Source organism: Myxococcus faecalis (assembly GCF_050039385.1).
Taxonomy (GTDB): Bacteria; Myxococcota; Myxococcia; order Myxococcales; family Myxococcaceae; genus Myxococcus; species Myxococcus fulvus.
Window position 1 is genome coordinate 1,226,379 of record NZ_CP144336.1, and the last position, 24,619, is coordinate 1,250,997.

1 protein-coding gene (running past one end of the window) is annotated in these 24,619 nt (G+C 70.9%); it reads left to right on the plus strand.

Annotated features, from left to right (window positions below):
- Positions 1-24,619, plus strand: the 5' portion of a protein-coding gene (locus VZQ01_RS04825) for a non-ribosomal peptide synthase/polyketide synthase (protein WP_426747001.1). The gene runs 8,966 nt beyond the window's last position; the window shows 24,619 of its 33,585 coding nt (coding positions 1-24,619); the start codon lies at positions 1-3; its stop codon lies off the right edge, out of view.

Here is a 24,619-nt window from a genome sequence, read left to right on the forward strand (position 1 = left end):
GTGAGCACGCGCATCGACTCTCCGACGTCCGTCGGCCCCGTCACCCCATCCGACGCCCCCGTGGCCGCCTCCGGCTCGCCGCTGGTGGTCCTGCGCGCCGGTGACGAGAAGACTCCGCCGCTCTACCTCGTGCATCCGCTGGACGGCCGGCTGGACTGCTACGCCGCGCTCGCCGGGCACGCGCCCGCGTCCCAGCCCGTGCTGGGCTTCCAGGCGCGAGGCCTCACCGACGGCCGCGCCCCGCTGGAGTCGCTGGAGGCGATGGCCGTCTTCTACGTGGAGGCGCTGCGCGCCGAGCGGCCCGAGGGGCCCTACCACCTCGCGGGCTGGGCGCTGGGCGCCGTCATCGCGTGGGAGATGGCACGCCTGCTCCAGCGCGACGGGCACGCCGCGCGGCTCACGCTGCTCGAGCCGCCCCCCGCGGTACCCGACCGGAGCGTGTCCGCCACCGCGCTCGCGGCCCACGCGGCCCTGTTCGCGAGGGACCTGGCGCTCCAGGGGGGATTGGCTCCGCTGGAGCTGCCCGCGGCGCTCACCACGGGAAAGGACCCGGAGCCCCTGCTCGCGCACCTGCATGGCGCGGGGCTGCTGCCCGAGGGCACGCCCATCGAGTCCCTGCGCGCGCGCTTCAAGGTGTTCTCCGCTCACCTGCGCGCCGCCCGCCGCTACGTCCCGGAGCCCTTCCCCGGCTCCGCGCTCGTGGTCCGCGCCGCGGAGGCCACCGGGGCCAGCGACACCGAGCAGGACCGGGGTTGGGCGGTGCTGGCGGAGGAGGGCTCACGGCTCGAGGTGACGCCGGGTGACGGCTACACGCTGCTGCGCGAGCCGCACGCGAAGGCGCTCGCCGCCCGGCTCTTCGACGCCGCGCGCGCGGGCGAGGGGCCCATCCCCACGGGGCATGGCGACGGCGCGCCGCTGTCCTACGCGCAGCAGCGACTGTGGTTCCTGGACCAGCTCCAGCCGGGCAGCCCCGCGTACAACATGTTCTACGGCCTGCGCTTCACCGGGCCGCTGGAGCACGCGCTGCTGGAGCGCGCCTTCACGGAGCTGACGCGGCGCCACCAGACGCTGCGCACCACGTTCCGTGCGTTGCCGGAAGGCCCCGTGCAGGCGGTCTCCGAGCCCGCGCCGTTCAGCATCCCGGTGGTGGACCTGCGCGCGCTGTCGCCGGAGGAGCGCGACGCCCAGGCCCAGCGCCTGGCGGACCAGGCGGCGCGCACGCCCTTCGACCTGGCGTCGGGACCGCTCTTGCGCGCGACGCTCTTGAAGCTGGACGCACACGAGCACGTGCTGCTCATGGTCATCCACCACATCATCTCGGATGGGTGGTCCATCGGCGTGCTCACGCAGGAGGTCCCCGCGCTCTACCTGGCCTTCGCGCGGGGACAGCCAACGCCGCTGCCCGAGCTGCCCGTGCAGTACGCGGACTTCTCCGTGTGGCAGCGCGGGTGGCTGACGGGGGACGTGCTCGAGTCGCAGCTGGCGTACTGGCGCACGCAGCTGGCCGACGCGCCGCACGCGCTGGAGCTGCCCACCGACAGGCCCCGCCCGCCCATCCAGACCCTGCGCGGCGACATGCTGCGCGTGGACATCCCGGAGAAGCTGGCGCCGGCCGTCTACGCGCTGTGCCGCGAGGAGGGCGTCACGCCCTTCATGGTGCTGCTGGCCACGTTCCAGACGCTGCTGGCGCGCTACTCCGGCCAGGACGACATCATCGTCGGCTCGCCCATCGCCAACCGCACGCGCGCGGACCTGGAAGGGCTCATCGGCTTCTTCGCCAACACGCTCGCGCTGCGCGCCCGCTTCAAGCCGGGCATGACGTTCCGCGAGCTGCTCCTCCAGGTGCGCGAGACGACGCTGGGCGCGTACGCGCACCAGGACGTCCCGTTCGAGAAGCTGGTGGACGAGCTGCGTCCGGAGCGGGACCAGAGCCGCACGCCGCTGTTCCAGGTGATGCTCGCCCTGCTCAACACGCCGAAGGCGGTGGGCCAGGACGACGGGAGCTCCGCGCTGAAGGTCCGCCCGCTGGACGCCATCAGCGGCACGTCGAAGTTCGACCTGACGCTGCTGATGTCCGATGACGGCACCGCCTTCCACGCGGTGTTCGAGTACAACCTGGACCTCTTCGACACGGCCACCATCCAGCGGATGGCCACGCGGCTGGTGCGCCTGCTGGAGGCCGCCGTCCGCGAGCCGGGCCAGTCCGTCTTCCGGCTGCCCCTGCTCGAGGACGCCGAGCGCCACCAGCTGCTCGTCGGCTGGAACGACACGTCGAAAGGCGACTTCACGCCCTCGCCCATCCACGTCCCCGTGGAGGCGCAGGCCCGACGCACGCCCGACGCCGTCGCCATCACGGACGGCACCCACGCGCTCACGTACGCGGAGCTGGACACGCGGGCCAACCAGCTCGCCTGGCACCTGCGCGCGCGCGGCGTCGCGACCGGGAGCACCGTCGGCATCTGCCTGGAGAAGTCGCTCGACATGGCCATCGCCGTCCTGGCCACGCTCAAGGCCGGGGCCAACTACCTGGCGCTGGACCCGACCTACCCCTCCGAGCGGCTGGCCTACATGCTCGCGGACACGCTCGCGCCCGTGGTCCTCACGCACTCGAGCCTGAAGTCCGCCCTGCCCTTCCTGGAGTCCACCCGCGTCATCACGCTGGATGACGAGGCGGACGCGCTCGGACGGCAGCCGCGCCACGCGCCCGGCATCGACGTCCCGGTGGATGCCACCGTCTACGTCATCTACACCTCCGGCAGCACGGGCCTGCCCAAGGGCATCGTCATGCCCCACCGCGCGCTGAGCTCGCTGCTGACGTGGCAGGTGGGCCAGTCCGCGCTGCCCGGGGCCACGACGCTCCAGTTCGCCTCGCTCAACTTCGATGTCTCCGTGCAGGAGCTCTTCTCCACCTGGTGGACGGGCGGCACCGTCGTGCTGCCCACCGGGGCGCTGCGCCAGGACATCCCCGCGCTGCTCGACTTCATGCACCAGCAGGGCGTCGCGCGACTCTTCCTCCCGTTCGTCGCGCTGCAGGCCATGGCGGACGCCGTCGCGCACGGGGCCACGCTTCCCACCGCGCTGCGCGAGGTGGTCACCGCCGGCGAGCAGCTGCAGGTGAGCGCCAGCGTCGTGGCCTTCTTCGAGAAGCTCCCGGGCTGCTCCCTGGAGAACCAGTACGGCCCCTCCGAGGCCCACGTCGTCACCGCGTTCCGCCTGCGCGGCGAGCCCGCGGCCTGGCCTCCCCTGCCGTCCGTCGGAAGCGCCGTGGGCCACACGCGCATCTACCTGTTGGACGCGCTGGGACAGCCGGTGCCCGTGGGCGTCGCCGGTGAGGTGTACGTCGGCGGTGAGCACCTGGCGCATGGCTACCAGCGCAAGGCGGACGTCACCGCGCGCAGCTTCGTGCCGGACCCGTTCTCGCGGACGCCGGGCGCGCGGCTGTACCGCACCGGTGACGCCGCTCGCTGGCGCGCGGACGGGACGCTCGACTTCCTGGGCCGCCTGGACTCGCAGGTGAAGCTGCGCGGCTTCCGCATCGAGCTGGGCGAGGTGGAGACGGTGCTGCGCTCCGCGCCGGGGCTGCGTGACGCGGCCGTGGTGGTGCGCGAGGACGTCCCGGGGGACCGGCGGCTCGTCGGCTACGTCGTCTCCGCCTCGGACGCGGCGCCGGACGTCGAGGCCCTCCGCGTCTTCCTGCAGGAGCGGCTGCCCGAGTACATGGTGCCCAACGCGTTCGTCGCGCTGGAGGCGCTCCCGCTCACGCCCAGCGGAAAGCTCGCGCGCAAGCGGCTGCCCGCTCCGGACGCGGAGAGCCTGCGCGGCGGCGCCTTCGCCCCGCCGCGCACGCCGCTGGAGGAGAAGCTCGCGACGCTCTTCGCGGACGTGTTGCACGTGCCGCGCGTGAGCGTCACCGACAACTTCTTCGCGCTCGGGGGGCACTCCCTGCTCGCCACGCAGGTGGTGTCGCGCGTGCGCTCCGCGCTCGGCGTGGAGCTGCCGCTTCGCACCGTCTTCGGCGCGCCCACCGTCGCGGCGCTCGCGGCGCAGATCGACACGATGCTGCTGATGTCGGGCAAGCGGCAGCCGCCTCCGCTCGTCCCCGTGCCGCGCTCCGGGCCCCTGCCGCTGTCCTTCGCGCAGCAGCGCCTGTGGTTCCTCGACCAGCTCCAGCCCGGTACCGCGACGTACAACATGCCGTCGTTCGTCCGGCTGGACGGACCGCTGGACCGCGCCGCGCTCCAGCGCGCCTTCGACGAGCTGGTGCGGCGTCACGAGGCGCTGCGCACCACGTTCCTCCAGCAGAACGACGAGCCCTACCAGCTCATCGCACCGCAGGGCGAGCTGCCCGTGACGCACGTGGACCTGAAGGCCCTGGAGGCCGAGGCGAAGCAGCGGGAGGTGGAGCGCCTGCTCCACGAGGAGTACCTGCGCCCCTTCAACCTCTCCACCGGGCCGCTGGTGCGCGCGCTGGTGCTGGAGCTGACCCCGACGGAGCGCATCCTCGCGCTCAACATGCACCACATCGTCTCCGACGGTTGGTCCATGGGCGTGCTCGTCCAGGAGGTCGGCGCGCTCTACGGCGCGTTCGCGATGGGGCTGCCGTCGCCGCTGCCCCCGCTGGCCCTCCAGTACGCCGACTACGCCGTGTGGCAGCGCGACTGGCTCAAGGGTGAGGTGCTGGAGCAGCAGCTCGCGTGGTGGCGGGGACGGCTGGGCGGAGTGCCGCCGCTGGAGCTGCCCATCGACAAGCCCCGGCCTCCGGTGCAGACGTTCAACGGAAGCCAGGCGCCCATCACCTTGAAGCCGGAGGTCTCCCGGCGGCTGAAGACGCTGTGCAACCGCGAGGGGACCACGCCGTTCATGGCGCTGCTCGCCGCGTGGCAGCTGCTGCTCTCGCGGCACACGGGCCAGGACGACATCGCCGTCGGCTCGCCCATCGCGGGCCGGCAGCGCGCGGAGCTCGAGGGCCTCATCGGCTTCTTCGTCAACACGCTGGTCTTCCGCGCGCGCGTGGATGCGCGGGCGTCCTTCCTGACGCTGCTCCGGCAGGTGAAGGAGAACGCGCTCGGCGCCTACGCGCACCAGGACGTCCCCTTCGAGCGGCTGGTCGAAGAGCTCCAGGTCCGCCGGGACCTGAGCCGCAGCCCGCTGTTCCAGGTCCTCTTCGCGCTCCAGAACACGCCCGGCACCTCCGCCCAGAAGCAGGACACGGCGCTCGAGCCCGTGGAGGTGAAGGACACCGTCATCAAGTTCGAGCTGGAGCTGAACTTCGTGGACGGGCCCGAGGGGTTCCTCGGCGCGCTGACCTACAACACGGACCTGTTCGAGCACGCCACCATCGCGCGCATGGCGCGGCACTTCGAGGTGCTCGTCGAGGCCGTCGTCGCCCGGCCCGACGCGCCCCTGGCCACGCTCTCCATGCTGCCGGAGGAGGAGTCCCGTCAGCTCCTCGTCGACTGGGCCTCCACGCCCGCCCGCGTCCCGGTGGACGTCACGCTGCCGGAGGTCTTCTCCCGCGTGGCGGCCGAGCGGCCCGACGCCACCGCGCTCCTCTTCGGCGACACCACCGTCACCTACCGGCAGCTCGACGAGCGCTCGAACCAGCTCGCCCGGCACCTGCGCTCGCTCGGCGTCACCACCGACTGCCGCGTCGCCGTCTCGCTGGAGCGCTCGCCCGAGCTCATCGTCGCCCTGGTCGCCATCCTCAAGGCCGGCGCGGCCTACGTCCCGCTCGACACGTCCTATCCGCGGGAGCGGCTGGTCTTGATGCTCGAGGACTCGAGCCCCGACGCGCTCGTCACCACGGGCGCGCTGCGCTCCCTGCTCCCCGCGGACGGGCTCACGTGCGTGCTGCTCGAGGAGGCCCCGCTGGACGGCCTCGCCTCCACGCCGCTCGCGCCCGCCGCGCACCCGCATTCGCTGGCCTACATCGACTTCACGTCCGGCTCCACGGGCAGGCCCAAGGGTGTCGCCTGCACCCATCGCGGCGTCATCCACACGCTGGTCGGCATCGACTACACCCGCTTCGGGCCCGAGCAGACGCACCTGATGCTCGCGCCCATCTCCTTCGACGCCTCCACGTTCGAAGTCTGGGGCGCGCTGCTGCACGGCGCGCGGCTGGCCCTCCTGCCGCCGAGGACGCCGTCGCTCGAGGAGCTGTTCCAGACTGTCGCCCGCCACGGCGTCACCACGCTCTGGGCCACCAGCGGTCTGTTCTCGCAGCTCGTCGAGAGCCGCCTCCCCGTGCCCGCCTGCCTTCAGCGCCTCCTCACCGGTGGCGACGTCGTCTCCGCGCTGAACGCGCGCCGCGCCGTGGCGGACTGGGGCATCCAGGTCACCAACTGCTACGGCCCCACCGAAATCACCGTCGTCGCCACGACCTTCACCGTCGCGAGCCCCGACGACGTCGGCGTCTCCGTCCCCATCGGCCGTCCGACGAACGGAACGCACCTGCGCGTCCTCGACGCGTCGCTGCAGCCCGTGCCCGTCGGCGTGACGGGGGAGCTGTTCATCGGCGGTGACGGCCTCGCGCGAGGCTACGTCGGCCAGCCCACCTTCACCGCGGAGCGCTTCGTCCCGGACCCGTTCTCCACCGTGCCCGGGGCGCGCCTCTACCGCTCCGGCGACCTGGTGCGCTGGAGGCAGGACGGCGCGCTGGACTTCGTCGGCCGCGCGGATGCGCAGGTCAAGGTCCGCGGCTTCCGCATCGAGCTGTCCGAAGTCGAGGCGGGGCTGCTCTCCCATGCCTCCGTGCGCGAGGCCGTGGCCATCGCCCGCGAGGACGTCCCCGGCGACAAGCGCCTCGTCGGTTACTTCGTCTCGGACGAGCTCGACGCCGTCACCCTCCGGGCCTTCCTCAAGTCGCGACTGCCCGAGTTCATGGTGCCGTCGTCCCTGCTGCGGCTCGAGGCGTTCCCGCTCACCGCGAACGGGAAGGTGGACCGCAAGGCGCTGCCTCCGCCCGAGGCCGTCCTCACGCCGACGTCCTCCGCCGAGCTCGTCCCGCCGCGGACGCTCACCGAGGAGCGGCTCGCCACACTCTGGATGCAGATCCTCCGCGTCCCGCGCATCGGCGTCACCGACGACTTCTTCGCGCTGGGAGGACACTCCCTGCTGGCCACGCAGCTCGTGTCGCGCATCCGCACGGCCTTCCAGGCGGAGCTCGCGCTGAGGGAGCTGTTCGAGGCGCCCACCATCGAGACCCTGGCCGCCCGGCTCGACGCGATGGCGCTCGCGGGCAGGGGGCCGGTGCGTCCGCCGCTGCTCCTGGTGCCGCGCGATGGCGCCCCGCTGCCGCTGTCCTTCGCGCAGCAGCGCCTGTGGTTCCTGGACCGGTTCCAGCCCGACAGCCCGTTCTACAACGTGCCGTCCGCGCTCCCCCTTGACGGAGCGTTGGACCTGCACGCGCTGGAGAAGGGCATCCAGGCGCTCGTGCAACGACACGAGGCCCTGCGCACCAGCTTCCACGTGCAGCCGGACGGAGTGCCCTTCCAGCGCATCCACGAGCACGCGGAGCTCCGCCTCCCCATCGTCGACCTGAGCACGCTTCCGGAAGCGGAGCGCGAGGCCCGGGCGTTCGAGCTGGCCGCGGCCGAGGCCCAGAAGCCCTTCGACCTGGGACAGGCTCCTCTCCTCCGCGCCTCCGTGCTGCGCCTGTCCGACGAGCGCCACGTGCTGCTCGTCACCCAGCACCACATCATCTCCGACGCGTGGTCCAACGGCATCATCTCGCGCGAGATTGGCGTGCTCTACGACGCCTTCGCGCGCGGGCAGCCCTCTCCGCTGCCGCCGCTGACGTACCAGTACGCGGACTACGCCGTGTGGCAGCGAGGCTGGCTGCAGGGCGAGGAGCTCGCGCGGCAGGTCGGGTGGTGGAGGACGCAGCTGGAGGGCGCGCCGCGGGTGCTGGAGCTGCCCACGGACAGGCCCCGGCCGCCCGTGCAGACGGCGAACGGCTCGACGCTCAACGTGCGCCTCGGACGCGAGCTCACCGCGCGGCTCCAGGCGATGTGCAAGCGCGAGGGCGTCACGCCGTTCATGGCGCTGCTGGCCTCCTTCCAGGTGCTGCTCGCCCGCTACTCCGGTCAGGACGACATCGTCGTCGGCTCGCCCATCGCCAACCGGCACCAGTCCGAGGTGGAGGGAATCGTCGGGTTCTTCGTCAACACGCTCGCCCTGCGCGCCCGGCTCACGCCCGGCCTGAGCTTCCGTGAGCTGCTGAAGCAGGTGCGTGACACGACGCTGGGGGCCTATGCCCATCAGGACGTGCCCTTCGAGAAGCTGGTGGAGGAGCTGCGGCCCGAGCGCGACCTGAGCCGCTCACCGCTCTTCCAGGCCCTGCTCGCGCTCCAGACCTACGAGCGCACCGGCGGCGACGGCGGCGACTCCGACACGCTGGACGTGGACAGCGGCACCGCCAAGTTCGACGTGTCCCTGCTCCTGTTCGACTCCGGCAACGACATCGGAGGCATGCTCGAGTTCAACACGGACCTGTTCGACCGGAGCACGGCGGAGCGGATGCGGTCGCACTGGACGCGGCTGCTCACGTCCGTCGTGGACGCCCCCGAGCAGTCCATCTGGAGCGCCCCGCTGTTGGCCGAGGAGGAGCGCGGCAGGCTCCTGGTTGACTGGAACAGCACCGCGAAGGGACCGCACACCGCCACGCCCATCCACGAGCCCGTGAGCGCGCGCGCCAGGCTCACGCCGGACGTCATCGCGGTCACCGATGGGACGCGCGCGCTCACCTACGCGCAGCTCGAAGGCCGCGCCAACCAGCTCGCGCATCGGCTGCTCGCGCTCGGCGTCGAGGCGGGTGTGGCTGTGGGCATCTGCCTGGACAAGTCGTTGGACATGACCGTCGCCGTGCTGGCGTCGCTCAAGGCCGGCGCGTCCTACCTCCCGTTGGACCCGAACTACCCCGCCGAGCGCCTGGCCTTCATGCTCGAGGACTCGGCGACGCCCGTCGTCCTGTCGCACTCCACGCTGCGCGCCTCGGTGCCCGCGTCACGCGCGAGGCTCGTGCTGCTGGATGAGGAGGCACAGGACCTGGCCACCCGGTCCACGCACGCCCCGGAGGTCTTCGTCTCGCCGGAGTCCCCCGCCTACGTCATCTACACGTCGGGCTCCACGGGCAGGCCCAAGGGCGTCGCGCTGCCGCACCGCGCGCTGAGCCACCTGCTGACGTGGCAGCTGAGCCAGTCGCCAGTGCCCTCGGCGACCACGCTCCAGTTCGCGTCGCTCAGCTTCGACGTCTCCTGCCAGGAGCTGTTCTCCACGTGGTGGGCCGGCGGCACGCTGGTGCTCCCCACGGGAGGACTGCGTCAGGACATCCCCGCGCTGCTCGACTTCATGCACCGGCAGGGCGTCGCGCGGCTCTTCCTCCCCTTCGTCGCGCTCCAGGCCATCTCGGACGCCGTCGCGCACGGCGCCACGCTGCCGGTCGCGCTGCGCGAAGTCGTCACCGCCGGTGAGCAGCTCCAGGTGACGCCCGCGCTGGTGGCGTTCTTCGAGCGGCTCCCGGGCTGCATCCTGGAGAACCAGTACGGCCCATCGGAGACGCACGTCGTCTCGGCGTTCCGACTCCAGGGCCCTCCCGCGTCCTGGCCCCGGCTGCCGTCCATCGGCGGCCCGTTGCCGCACACGCAGCTCTACGTGCTGGACGCGCTCGGACAGCCGACGCCCGTGGGCGTTCCCGGCGAGCTGTTCATCGGCGGCGCCCACCTCGCGCTGGGGTACGCGGGCCGCCCCGAGCTGACGGCGGAGAAGTTCGTCCCCCATCCGTTCAGTCCCACGCCGGGCGCGCGGCTCTATCGCACGGGCGACTCCGCGCGGTGGAAGGCGGACGGCACCGTCGAGTTCCTCGGCCGCCTGGATGGTCAGGTGAAGCTGCGTGGCTTCCGCGTGGAGCTGGGCGAGGTCGAATCCGCGCTGCGCGCCCTCCCGGGCATCCGCGATGCGGCCGCCACGGTCCGCGAGGACGTCCCCGGCCTCAAGCGCCTCGTGGGGTATCTGGTGCCCACGGCCGAGTCCGCGTCGCCGGGCCTCGAAGCCCTGAGGGCCGCGCTCCTCCAGCGCCTGCCCGAGTACATGGTGCCCTCCGCGTTCGTCACGCTGGAGGCGCTCCCCCTCACGCCGAGCGGCAAGGTGGCGCGCCGCCAGCTGCCCGCGCCGGAGGTGAGCGAGCAGGAGCGCGAGGCGCCGTTCATCGCGCCCCGGACGCCCCGGGAGGAGAAGCTCGCGGAGATCTTCTCCAACGTGCTGCACGTGCCGAAGGTGAGCATCACCGACAACTTCTTCGCGCTCGGTGGGCACTCGCTGCTGGCCACGCAGGTCATCTCGCGCGTCCGCTCGGCGTTCGAGCTGGAGCTGCCGTTGCGCGCGCTCTTCGAGGCGCCGACGGTGGCCGCCCTCGCCGCCCGCATCGAGGACGAGACACCTGGAGCCGGCCGCGCGCCTCCCCTCGTCGCCGTGCCGCGCGACGGCGCGGTGCCGCTGTCCTTCGCCCAGCTGCGCCTCTGGTTCATCGACCAGTTCCAGCCCGGCGGCGCCGCGTACCACATGCCGTCGTTCGTCCGACTGGAGGGACCGCTCGACACGGCGGCGCTCCAGCGCGCCTTCGACGAGCTGGTGCGGCGTCATGAGGCGCTGCGCACCACGTTCTTCCAGCAGGACGACCAGCCCTTCCAGCGCATCGCGCCGCACGGCGAGCTGCCGCTGGCCCGAGTGGACCTCCAGTCCCAGGAGTCCACACAGGCCCACGCGGAGGTGAAGCGCCTGCTCCTCGAGGAGCTCGCCCGCCCCTTCAACCTGTCCACCGGGCCGCTCATCCGCGCCCAGCTCCTGGCCCTGTCACCCACCGAGCACGTGCTCGCGCTCAACATGCACCACATCGTCTCCGACGGTTGGTCCATGGGCGTGCTCGTCCAGGAGGTCGCCGCCCTCTACGACGCCTTCGCGCACGGAAAGCCGTCACCGCTGCCGCCGCTGACGCTCCAGTATGCCGACTACGCCATCTGGCAGCGCGCCTGGCTCCAGGGTGACGTGCTGGAGGGACAGCTCTCCTACTGGCGCCGTCAGCTCGCCGGCGTCACGGCCCTGGACCTGCCCACGGACAAGTCGCGGCCGCTGGTCATGTCCTCGCGCGGTGGCAATGTCGGCGTCTTCCTGCCGGCCACCACGGCGAGGAAGCTCGCGGAGCTGTGCCAGCGCGAGGGCGCCACGCCGTTCATGGTGCTGCTCGCCGCGTGGCAGGTGCTGCTGTCGCGCTACTCGGGGCAGGACGACGTCACCGTCGGTTCTCCCATCGCGGGCCGTCAGCGCTCGGAGCTCGAGGGCCTCATCGGCTTCTTCGTCAACACGCTCGTCTTCCGCGCGCGCATCGATGGGCAGGCGTCGTTCCAGCACCTGCTCAAGCAGGTGAAGGAGTCCGCGCTCGGCGCCTACGCGCATCAGGACGTGCCGTTCGAGCGTCTGGTGGAGGTGCTCCAGCCCGCACGTGACTTGAGCCGCAGCCCGCTGTTCCAGGTCCTGTTCTCGCTCCAGAACACGCCGGCCTCGGCCATCCAGAAGCAGGAGCTGACGCTCAGCCCCGTCGACATCGACGACACCACGTCCAAGTTCGAGCTCAACCTCAACCTCGTGGAGCTGCCGGACGGATATGCCGGCTCGCTCGGCTACAACTCCGACCTGTTCGAGCACGCCACCATCGAGCGGCTCGCGCTCCACTTCACCCAGCTGGTCGAGTCCCTCGTCTCGCGCCCCGACGCCCCCATCGCCGGCCATGCGCTGCTCACCGCGCACGAGCAGCAGAAGGTCCTGGTCGACTGGAACGACACGCGTTGGGACATCCCCACGGAGCCCTTCGTCCACCGGCTCGTGGAACAGCAGGCGCGGCTCACGCCCGAGGCCGTCGCGGTCCTCTCCGATGACGGAGCGCTCACGTACCGTCAGCTCGAGGCGCGCGCGAACCAGCTCGCGCGGCTTTTGGTCTCCCGTGGCGTGAAGCCGGGGGACTTCGTCGCCCTCCTCTCGCACCGCACGCTCCAGCTCCCCGTCTGCCTGCTCGCCATCCTCAAGGCGGGCGCCGCGTACCTCCCGCTCTCGCCCGACTATCCGCGCGAGCGCCTGGCCTTCATGCTCCGCGACAGCGGCGCGCGGTTGGTGCTCACCCAGGAGTCCCTGCTCGACCTGCTGCCCGAAGGTGTCACGGCCGAGCGGCTGGACTCCGCGGAGCACCAGGAGGCCCTCGCGCGCGAATCCACCGAGCCGCTCTCCGCGCGTCACGAGCTCGAGGCGCCGGCGTATGTCATCTACACGTCCGGCTCCACGGGTCAGCCCAAGGGCGTGCTCATCCCGCATCGAGCCCTCGCCAACCACATGGCGTGGTTCCTCGAGGCCTTCCCGCTCACGGCCCAGGACAAGGTCCTCCTCAAGACGCCGCTGGCCTTCGACGCCTCCGTCTGGGAGTGCTGGGCGCCGCTGCTCGTCGGCGCGCCGCTGGTCCTCGCGCCACGGGATGCACACCGCGACGCCGCGCTGCTGCTCGACTCCGTCATCCGGCACGGCATCACCGTGCTCCAGCTGGTTCCGTCGCTGCTCCGATTCGCGCTGGATGAGCCCTCGCTGTCGCGTGTCACGTCGCTGAAGTGGCTGTTCTGCGGAGGCGAGGCGCTGTCCACGTCGCTCGCATCGAGGGTCCGTGAGCAGCTCGTGGGCACCCGGTTCGTCAACCTCTACGGCCCCACGGAAGTCACCATCGATTCGACGTCCACCGTCGTGGGCGAGGCCGTGGCAGGAAGCTCCATCCCCATCGGCCGCCCGGTCGCCAACACGCGTGCCTACGTCCTGGACGGCGCGCTGCACCCCGTGCCCGCGGGCGTGCCGGGCGAGCTGTATCTGGGCGGCGCGCAGGTGGCACTCGGGTACCTCGGCAGGCCCGCGCTCACCGCGGAGCGCTTCATCCCCGACCCGTTCTCCTCCACGCCCGGGGCGCGGCTCTATCGCACGGGGGACCGGGCGAGGTGGCTCGCCGAGGGACAGCTCGAGTACCTCGGCCGCACCGACTTCCAGGTGAAGCTGCGCGGCCTGCGCATCGAACTGGGGGAGATCGAGACCGCGCTCCGCACTCAACCGGGCATTCGCGACGCCGTGGTCCTGGTGCGTGAGGACGCGCCCGGCCAGCACCGGCTCGTCGCCTACCTCGTGTCCGGACCGGTCGACACCGTGGCCCTGGTGGCCGCGCTGCGCGAGCACCTGCCCGAGTACATGCTGCCCACGGTCTTCGTGCCCCTGGAGGCCCTGCCGCTGACGCCCAACGGCAAGGTCGACCGGCAGGCCCTGCCCGTTCCGGAGCAGAGCGCCGAGGACACGCTCTTCGTCGCGCCGCGTGACGCGCTCGAGACGGCCCTCGCCGGCATCTGGGCCGAGGTCCTCCAGCTCGACCGGGTCAGCGTCACCGCCAACTTCTTCTCCCTGGGCGGACATTCGCTGCTGGCCACGCAGGTGGTCTCCCGCGTGCGCAGGACGCTCGACCTGGAGCTGCCGCTGCGCGCGCTCTTCGAGTCGCCCACCGTCGCCACGCTCGCCGCTCGACTCGCGCAGACCTCCGGCACGTCCGCGGGCACGAAGACACCCGCGCTGGTGCCGGTGCCACGCTCGGGAGAGCTGCCGCTGTCCTTCGCCCAGCAGCGCCTGTGGCTCATCGACCAGTTGGAGCCGGGCAGCTCGACGTACAACATCCCGCTCGCGCTGCTCCTTCAGGGGCCGCTCGACGTGGTGGCGCTCCAGGGTGCCTTCACGGCGCTCGTCGACCGACACGAGGCCCTCCGCACCACGTTCGTGACGCACGAGGGCGCTCCGCGTCAGCACATCCACGCCTCCTCTCCGGTCCACCTGGCCGTGGTGGATCTCCAGTCGCATCCCGAGGTGACTCGGCTCGACGAGGCTCACCGACGGGTGAGCGAGGAGGCCTCGCGCCCGTTCGACCTGGAGCGCGGCCCGGTGCTGCGCGTGCTCCTGCTGAAGCTGGAGGCCGAGCGGCACGTGCTCGTGGGGACGGTGCACCACATCGCGTCGGATGGTTGGTCCATGGGCGTGCTGCTCCGTGAGCTGGCGGAGCTCTACTCCGCGAAGCTCAACGGACGGGCTTCGCAGTTGGAGCCCCTGCCCATCCAATACGCGGACTTCGCCGCGTGGCAGCGTGCGTGGCTGCGTGACGAGGCGTTGGAGCGGCAGCTCTCGTATTGGAGGCAGCAGCTCGCGGACGCCCCGCCGTTCCTGGAGCTGCCCACGGACAAGCCCAGGCCTCCCGTGCAGACGAACCGGGGGGCCACGGTCCCCGTGCGTCTGCCTCGCTCCGTGGCGGAGCGACTCGCGGCCTTCTGCCAGCAAGAGGGCATCACGCCGTTCATGGCGCTTCTCGCCGTGTGGCAGGTGGTGCTGTCCCGCTACTCGGGGCAGGACGACATCGCCGTGGGCTCACCCATCGCGGGCCGCACGCGCGCGGAGACCGAGGGACTCATCGGCTTCTTCGTCAACACACTGGTCCTGCGCACGCAGGTCCCCGCGTCGCTGCGCTTCCGTGAGCTGCTCGCGCGGGTGAAGCGCACCACGCTGTCCGCCTATGAGCACCAGGATGTGCCCTTCGAGAAGCTCGTCGAGGAGCTCAACCCCCACCGCACGCTCAGCCACTCGCCGCTGTTCCAGGTGATGCTCGTCCTGCAGAACGCGCCGACGACGAGCATGGAGGTGCGTGGAAGCACGGAGGTCAAGGCACCCTTGCGCCTGGAGGCGTTCGACTCGGGCGCCCCGAGCGCGAAGTTCGACCTCACCCTGACGCTGGGCGAGGGACTCGAAGGCGGACTGGGCTACCGCACGGACCTGTTCGAGGAGGCCACCATCATCCGGATGGTGGAGCACTTCGGAACGCTGCTCGAGGCCGCGCTCGGTTCGCCGGACTCACGGCTGAGCGAGCTGGAGATGTTGTCCGCCGAGGAGCGCCGCCGCGTGCTCGTCGATTGGAATTCGACGCGCCGGGAGATGCCCTGGAAGGGTGCCTTCCACGAGTTCTTCGAGGCCCAGGCCGCCCTCACGCCTGACTCGCTCGCCGTCCTCGACGACTCCGCCTCCCTCTCCTTCTCTGCCCTCAACCAGCGCGCCAATCGGCTCGCGCACCTGCTTCGCGCTCGCGGCGTCGGGCCCGAAGTCCGGGTCGCCTTCTGCCTCGAGCGCTCCGTCGACTCCCTCGTCGCCCTCCTCGCCATCCTCAAGGCCGGCGCCGCCTACGTCCCCCTCGACTCCGCCTACCCTCGCGAGCGCCTCGCCTTCATGCTCCAGGACTCCGGCGCTCCCTTCGTCCTCACCCACTCCCACCTCCTGCCTCGTCTCGACACTGGCGTCTCCACGCCTCTGTGCCTCGACGACTCGGCCCTGCTCGACTCCCTCGCCGCGCTCCCGGACTCCAATCCGCACCGCGTCTCGCTTCCCTCCCACGCCGCCTACGTCATCTACACCTCCGGCTCCACCGGCAGGCCCAAGGGCGTCCTCATCCACCACTCCTCCGTGGTGAATCTCCTCCACGCCCTCTCCTCCTCCATCTACTCCGACGTCCAGCGCCCGCTGCGCATCTCCCTCAACGCGCCCCTCTCCTTCGACGCCTCCGTCAAGCAGCTCGTCTTCCTCGCCCTCGGACACGCCCTCTGCTTCGTCCCCCAGGCCGCTCGCGAAGACGTCCCCCTGCTTCTCTCGTGGCTGTCCCGTCACCAGCTCGACGTCCTCGACTGCGCCCCCTCTCACCTCCGCCTCCTCCTCGACGAGGGCCTCGCTTCTTCTTCTCGGCCCCTTCGCGTCCTCATCGGCGGTGAGGCCATCGACGACTCCCTCTGGACGACGCTCTCCTCCTCGCCTTCCCTGCGCGCCTTCAACGTCTACGGCCCCACCGAAACCACCGTCGACGCCACCGCGCTCCCCATTACCTCCGCCTCTCGGCCTGCTCTCGGCCCTCCTCTCCCCAACGTCTCCACCTTCATCCTCGACGCCTCCCTCCAGCCCGCTCCCATCGGCGTGCCTGGAGAGCTCTTCGTCGGTGGTGACGGTGTCGCGCGTGGCTACCTCGCCCGGCCGGACCTCACCGCTGAGCGCTTCATCCCCAATCCGTTCTCGGACATCCCCGGCTCGCGCCTCTACCGCACCGGTGACAAGGCCCGCTGGCTGCCTCACGGCCACCTCGAGTACCTCGGCCGCATCGACTTCCAGGTGAAGCTGCGCGGCTTCCGCATCGAGTTGGGTGAAGTCGAGGCCGCTCTCGAAGCCCTTCCTCCCGTCCACCACGCCGCCGCTCTCGTCCGCGAGGACGTCCCGGGACTCAAGCGCCTCGTCGCCTACGTCACCCCCTCGGACGTCGACACCTCCGCACTCCGCACCGAGCTGCTTCGCAACCTCCCCGAGTACATGGTGCCCTCGGCCTTCGTCGCCCTGGACTCCCTGCCTCTCAACACCCACGGCAAGCTCGACAGGAAGGCCCTCCCCGCCCCCGACTCCGGGCCCACTGACTCCTTCCTCGCTCCTCGCAACCCCACCGAGACGCTCCTCGCCTCCATCTGGGCAGAGGTCCTCCACCTCGACGCCGTCAGCGTCTCCGACGACTTCTTCTCCTTGGGTGGCCACTCCCTCCTCGCCACCCAGGTCGTCTCCCGCATCCGCAAGGCCTTCCAGGTCGAGCTGCCCCTGCGTGCGCTCTTCGAGGCGCCCACGGTGGCATCGCTCGCGGCGCGCATCGAGGTCGAGAAGCAGTCAGGGCTTGCGAACGAGAAGCCGGCGCTCGTGGTGGTGCCTCGCACGGGACCGCTGCCGCTGTCCTTCGCGCAGCAGCGACTGTGGTTCCTGGATCGACTCCAGCCGGGTAGCCCCTTCTACAACATCCCCTCGGCCATCCAGCTCCACGGCGGAGTGAACCTCGATGCGCTGGAGCGTGCGCTGCGCACGCTCGTCCAGCGACACGAGGCCCTGCGCACCTCCTTCCACGTCCAGGCGGATGGCGAGGCCGTGCAGCACATCCACACGGATGTGACGCTGTCCGTCCCCGTCGTGGACCTGCGGCACGTGCCCGAGTCCCAGCGGGAAGCCGAGGCCCTGCGACAGGCCCAGGCCGAGGCGCAGAAACCGTTCGACCTGGCCCACGCGCCGCTGCTCCGAGCCTCCGTGCTCCAGCTGTCCGAGCAGCGCCACATCCTGCTCGTCACCGTCCACCACATCGTCTCGGATGGTTGGTCCAACGGCATCCTCACGCGCGAGGTCGGAGCGCTCTACGGCGCGTTCGCGCAGGGCCTGCCGTCACCGCTCGCTCCACTGGAGTTGCAGTACGCGGACTACGCCGCATGGCAGCGTGGCTGGCTGAAGGACGAGGCGCTGTCCCAGCAGGTCGGTTGGTGGAGACAACAGCTCTCCGGCGCACCGCATGCGCTGGAGCTGCCCACGGACAGGCCCAGGCCGCCGGTCCAGACGTCCAATGGGTCCACGCTTCCCATCGCGCTGGGAGCCCAGCTCTCGGCCGAGCTGCGTGCCCTGTGCCTGCGAGAGGGCGTCACGCCGTTCATGGCGCTGCTGTCCGCGTTCCAGGTGTTGCTCGCGCGCTACTCGGGACAGGACGACATCGTCGTCGGCTCGCCCATCGCCAACCGGCAGCAGGCGGAGATCGAAGGCATCGTCGGGTTCTTCGTCAACACGCTCGCCCTGCGTGCGCGGCTGTCCGTCGGGATGACCTTCCGCGAGCTGCTGAGCCAGGTGAAGGAGACGACGCTCGGTGCCTACGCGCACCAGGACGTGCCGTTCGAGAAGCTCGTCGACGAGCTGAAGCCCGAACGTGACCTGAGTCGCTCGCCGCTGTTCCAGGTGATGTTCGCCCTGCAGAACACGCAGCGGACAACTGGACCGAAGGACGGTGAGGACGCGGGCGCCATCCAGCCGATGCATGTGGACAGCGGCACCGCCAAGTTCGACCTGTCCCTGCTCTGCGGCGACTTCGGCGACGACATCGGCGGCCTGCTCGAGTTCAACACGGACCTGTTCGACCGGAGCACCGCGGAGCGACTCGGCGCGCATCTGCTGAACCTCTTGCGCGCAGCCGTGAGCGAGCCGGGCCAGTCCATCTGGAAGCTCCCGCTCCTCGGCATCGAGGAGCGCCAGCGCACGCTGGTCGCCTGGAACGACACCTCACGCCACGACCACGCGGCCACGACGATGCATGGGCCGGTGGAGGCCCAGGTGCGTCGCACGCCTGACGCCATCGCGCTGTCTGACGGTACGCGCTCGCTCTCCTACGCCGCGCTCGACGCTCGCTCCAATCAGCTCGCGCACCACCTGCTCGCCCTCGGGGTCTCTCCTGGCAGTGCCGTCGGCATCTGCCTCGACAAGTCCCTCGATATGGCCGTCGCCGTCCTCGCCACCCTCAAGGCCGGCGCCTTCTACGTCGCCCTCGACCCCAACTACCCCGCTGAGCGCCTGGCCTTCATGCTCGCGGACACCCGCGCGCCCGTCGTCCTCACCCACTCCTCCCTCTCCTCCGTCCTCCCCGCCTCCTCCTCCGCTCGACGCATCCTCGTCGACTCCGAGGCCGACGCGGTGGCTCTGCGCCCCTCGGTGGCGCCCGCCATCCACGTCTCCCCCGAGGACATCGCCTACGTCATCTACACCTCCGGCAGCACCGGCATCCCCAAGGGCATCGTCATGCCCCACAGGGCCCTCAGCTTCCTGCTCGCCTGGCAAATCCGGCAGTCACCCAACCCCCTCGCGGTGACGCTCCAGTTCGCCTCCCTCAACTTCGACGTCTCCATCCAGGAGTTCTTCGCCTCCTGGTGGGTGGGCGCCCACGTCGTCCTCCCTCTCGGGGGCCTTCGCCAGGACATCCCAGCCCTCCTCGACTTCATGCACGCGCAGAAGGTCGAGCGGCTCTTCCTCCCCTTCGTCGCACTCCAAGCCATGGCCGACTCCGTCTCCCATGGCGCCACGTTGCCCAGTGCGTTGAGGGAAGTCGTCACAGCCGGTGAGCAGCTTCAGGTCAACTCCACCCTCACCGCCTTCTTCGAGAAGCTCCCCGGCAGCGTCCTCGAGAACCAGTACGGCCCCTCCGAGGCCCACGTCGTCTCCGCCTTCCGTCTCGACGGTGCGCCCTCCGCTTGGCCTCGCCTGCCTTCCATCGGCAGCCCCGTTGGCCACACGCAGCTCTACGTCCTCGACTCCCTCGGCCAGCCCGTCCCCATCGGCGTCGCCGGTGAAGTCTTCGTCGGTGGCACCCACCTCGCTCACGGCTACCTGGCTCGGCCGGACACCACCGCCGCGGCCTTCGTGCCGAATCCGTTCAGTGGCATCCCCGGCTCTCGTCTCTACCGCACCGGTGACTCCGCTCGCTGGAAGGTCGACGGCACCCTCGAGTTCCTCGGCCGCCTCGACTTCCAGGTGAAGGTGCGTGGCTTCCGTGTCGAGTTGGGCGAAGTCGAGTCCGTCCTCCGCATGGCTCCCGGCCTGCGCGACGCCGCCGCTGTCGTCCGCGAAGACGTCCCGGGCGACAAGCGCCTCATCGGCTACGTCGTCCTTGGCACTGACTCACCTCTCGACTCCGAGGCCCTTCGCGCCTTCCTCCTCCAGCGCCTCCCCGAGTACATGGTGCCCTCCGCCTTCGTCTCCCTGGCGGCACTGCCCCTGACTCCCTCCGGGAAGCTCGCTCGCAACCGTCTCCCTGCTCCGGACGTCGACGCCTTGCGTGGCGACTCCTCCTTCGTCGCTCCTCGCAATCCCGCCGAGGAGAAGCTCGCTTCCATCTTCTCCTCCGTCCTTCGCCTGGAGCGCGTTGGCGTCACCGACAACTTCTTCTCCCTCGGTGGCCACTCCCTGCTCGCCACCCAGGTCATCTCTCGCATCCGCTCCTCCTTCGGCGTCGAGCTGCCTCTACGGGCCCTCTTCGAGGCCCCCACCGTCGCCTCTCTCGCCTCGCGAATCCTTTCCGCTTCTCGCGAAGCCGCCGGCGCCCAGCCGCCTCCCATTCTCCCCGTCCCTCGCACCGGGCCCCTCCCCCTCTCCTTCGCCCAGCAGCGCCTCTGGTTCATCGACCAGCTCCAGCCCGGCTCCTCCACCTACAACATGCCTTCCTTCGTGCGCCTCTCAGGCCCACTCGATTCGAAGGCCCTCCAGCTCAGCTTCGACTCCCTCGTCTCCCGTCACGAAGCGCTGCGCACCTCCTTCATCCAGAAGGATGACCAGCCGTTGCAGGTGATCGCTCCGCACGCGGAGCTACCGGTGACACACGTGAACCTCCGGGATCTCGCGCCCGAGGTCCGCAGCGCCGAGGTCGAGCGCCTGCTGCGCGAGGAGTACCAGCGGCCCTTCAACCTCTCCACGGGTCCGCTCATCCGCGCTCAGCTCCTGGAGCTCAGCGACACCGAGCACGTCCTCGCGCTCAACATGCACCACATCGTCTCCGACGGTTGGTCCATGGGTGTCCTCATCCAGGAGGTCGCCGCCCTCTACGACGCCTTCTCCCACGGCAGGCCTTCTCCCCTCGCGCCCCTCTCCATCCAGTACGCCGACTTCTCCGTCTGGCAGCGCTCCTGGCTCCAGGGCCCTGTCCTCGACGCACAGATCGACTACTGGCGTCACCAGCTCGCGGACCTCACGACGCTCGAGCTGCCCTTGGACAAGCCGCGTCCTGCCGTCCAGACGTCCGCGGGCGATGTGGCGCTCATCACCCTTCCGCTCGCGACCACGGAGAAGCTCAAGAGCCTGTGCCAGCAGGAAGGGGCGACGCCCTTCATGGCCCTGCTCGCCGTGTGGCAGCTCCTGCTCTCCCGCTACTCGGGCCAGGATGACATCGCCGTCGGCTCCCCCATCGCGGGTCGTCACCGCTCGGAGCTCGAGGGGCTCATCGGCTTCTTCGTCAACACGCTCGTCCTGCGCTCCCGCGTCGACGCGCACGCGTCCTTCCCGCACCTGCTGCGACAGGTGAAGGAGGCGGCGCTCGGGGCCTACGCGCACCAGGACATCCCCTTCGAGCGTCTCGTCGAGGAGCTGCAGCCCACGCGCGACATGAGTCGCAGCCCGCTGTTCCAGGTCCTCTTCGTCCTCCAGAACACGCCGGCCTCGGCTGTCCAGACGCATGAGCTCTCCCTGAGCCCGGTGGACATCAGCGGCGGGACCTCGAAGTTCGAGCTCCAGCTCAGCCTCGTCGAGTCCCCCGAGGGATTCTTCGGAGGCCTCAGCTTCAACACCGACCTGTTCGAGCGCGCCACCGCCGAGCGCATGGCGCGTCACTTCGAGCGCCTCGTCGAAGCCATCGTCAACAACCTCGACGCGCCGGTCTCCGCGCACGCCATGCTCACGGAGGACGAGCGCCGGCAGGTCCTCGTCGACTGGGCCTCGGCGCCGCTGAGCGCCCCCGTCGACTCCACGATTCCCGAGGCCTTCGCCCGCGCCGTGGCGCTCGCGCCCGACGCCCCCGCCCTGGTCTTCGGCGAAACGGCGCTCACCTACCGGCAGCTCGACGAGCGCTCCAACCAGCTCGCCCGGCTCCTGCGCCACCACGGCGTCACCACCGATGACCGCGTCGCGCTCTCCCTGGAGCGCTCCTTCGAGCTGGTCATCGCGCTCGTCGCCATCGTCAAGGCGGGCGCGGCCTACGTGCCGCTCGACGCGTCCTATCCGTCGCACCGGCTCCTCGCCATGATGGAGGACACCCAGCCGCGCCTGCTCCTCACGTCACGCGCGCTGGTCTCCAAGCTGCCGACCGAAGGCGTCACCACGCTGGTCCTCGAGGAGGTCGACACCTCCGCCCAGCCCGCTGGACCGCTGCCCTCCCTGGCCCTCCCCGAGTCGCTCGCCTACGTCGACTTCACCTCCGGCTCCACCGGCAGGCCCAAGGGCGTGGGGACACTTCACGCTGGCGTGCTGCGGACGCTCGTCGGCGCGACGTACACGCGCTTCGGCCCCGAGCAGACCCATGTCCTGCTCGCGCCCATCTCGTTCGACGCCTCGACGTTCGAAATCTGGGGCGCGCTGCTGCACGGCGCTCGGCTCGTGGTGCCGCCGGCCCACACGCTGTCGCTGGAGGAGATCGAACTCACCGTCTCGCGGCACGGCGTGTCCACGCTGTGGGCCACCAGCGGTCTGTTCTCGCAGCTCGCGGACGCGGTGCTCCCGGGGCTGAGCACGGTACAGCACGTCCTCACCGGCGGCGACGTGGTCTCGCCGGTCCACGCCCGCAAGGCGCTGACGGCCTGGGGCGCGCAGGTCACCAACGCCTACGGCCCCACCGAGTCCACCGTCTTCGCCACCACCTTCGCCATCACACGCGCCGAGGACATCGGCGCCACGCTGCCCATCGGTCGGCCCATCCAGGGAACGCGGCTCCTCGTCCTCGACGCCTCGCTCCAACCCGTGGCTCCGGGGGTCACCGGAGAACTCTTCATCGGTGGCGAGGGACTCGCTCGCGGCTACCTGCTCCGCCCGGACCTCACGGCCGAGCGGTTCGTCCCCGACCCTTTCTCCGCGTCGCCGGGTGCGCGCCTCTACCGCACGGGCGACCTGGTCCGCTGGCGCGCGGATGGCACCCTCGACTTCCTGGGCCGCGCCGACTCGCAGGTGAAGCTGCGTGGCTTCCGCATCGAGCTGGCTGAGATCGAAGCCGCGCTGCGTGAGTACTCGTCCATCACGAGAGCCCTCGCGCTCGTCCGAGAGGACGTGCCCGGGGACAAGCGCCTCACCGCGTACTTCACGGCGTCCTCGCCCGTCGACCCGGCCTCCCTGCGCGCCTTCCTCAAGCAGCGGCTGCCCGAGTTCATGCTCCCGTCGTTCCTCATCCCGCTGGCGGCCTTCCCGCTGACCGCCAACGCGAAGCTCGACAGGAAGGCCCTGCCGGCGCCCGACACCCTCGCCTCGTCCGCCTTCGTCGCGCCACGAAACCCCACCGAGGAGCTGCTCGCGGCCATCTGGGCGGACGTCCTGCGACTCGACAAGGTGAGCGTCGCCGACGACTTCTTCGAGCTGGGTGGACACTCGCTGCTCGCGACGCAGGTGGTCTCGCGCGTCCGGAGGGCCTTCGAGGTCGAGCTGCCCTTGCGCGCCCTGTTCGAGGCATCGTCCATCTCCGCCCTGGCCACGCGAATCCTGGCCGTGAGGGGAGAGACCGGGACGCAGGCGCCGCCGTTGGTGCCAGCGCCTCGCACGGGAGAGCTGCCGCTGTCCTTCGCGCAGCAGCGGCTGTGGCTGGTGGACCAGTTGGAGCCCGGCAGCTCCGCGTACAACATCCCCTCGGCGCTGAGGCTCCGCGGCACGCTGAACGTCGCGGCGCTGGAGCGCGCCTTCACCGCGCTCGTCGAGCGTCACGAGTCCCTGCGCACCACGTTCCTCGCGCGCGACGGGGAGCCCATCCAGGTCATCCATCCGGCGCGGGCGTTCGTGCTGCCCGTCGTGGCGCTGGGCATCCTGCCCACCGAGGAGCGCGAGGAGCGCGCCGTGCGCCTCGCCACCGAGGAGGCCCAGCGTCCGTTCGACCTGGCGCGAGGGCCGGTGCTGCGCGCCATGTTGCTGCGCCTCGCCGCCGAGGAGCACGTGCTGCTGGTCACCCTGCACCACGCCGTCTCGGACGGTTGGTCGATGGGTGTGCTCATCCAGGAGCTCGCGTCCCTGTACGAGGCGTTCTCCACGGGCGTCGAGGCGCGGCTCTCGCCGCTGCCCATCCAGTACGCGGACTTCGCCGCGTGGCAGCGCTCGTGGTTGAAGGGCGACGTGCTGGAGCAGCAGCTCGCCTATTGGAGGAAGCAGCTCGGTGAGTTGCCGCCGCTGCTGGAGCTGCCGACGGACAAGCCGCGTCCGCCTGTCCGCAATCCGCGCGGAGCCTCGCGTCCCGTTCGGTTGTCGCGGGAGCTGACCGAGCGACTGGCCATCCTCTGCCGCCAGGAGGGCGCCACGCCGTTCATGGCGCTGCTCGCCGTGTGGCAGGTCCTCCTCTCGCGCTACTCGGGGCAGGACGACATCGCCGTGGGTTCGCCCATCGCGGGCCGCACGCGGACGGAGACCGAGGGGCTCATCGGCTTCTTCGTGAACACCCTCGTGTTGCGCACCCGGGTCCGTCCGGGACTGCGATTCCGTGAGCTGCTCGCCCAGGTCCGGGCCACGACGCTCGCGGCCTACGAGCATCAGGATGTGCCCTTCGAGAAGCTCGTCGAGGAGCTGAAGCCCCAGCGCAGCCTGAGCCACACGCCGCTCTTCCAGGTGATGCTGTCGCTCCAGAACATCCCCGTCGCGAGCCGCACCGTGGCGAGCGCGACCGAGGACAGTCCGCCGCTGCATCTGGAGCCGTTCGCGCAGGACCACCAGACGACGAAGTTCGACCTCACGCTCACGTTGTCACAGACGCCGGACGGGCTGGCCGGTGGGCTCAGCTACCGGGTGGACCTGTTCGACGACGCGACCATCGAGCGTTGGGTGGGGCATCTGCACACGCTGCTGGAGGCGGCCATCAACGCCCCCGACACGCTCGTGGGCGAGCTGCCGATGTTGTCCGCCGAGGAGCGCCGCCGCGTGCTCGTCGATTGGAATTCGACGCGCCGGGAGATGCCCTGGAAGGGTGCCTTCC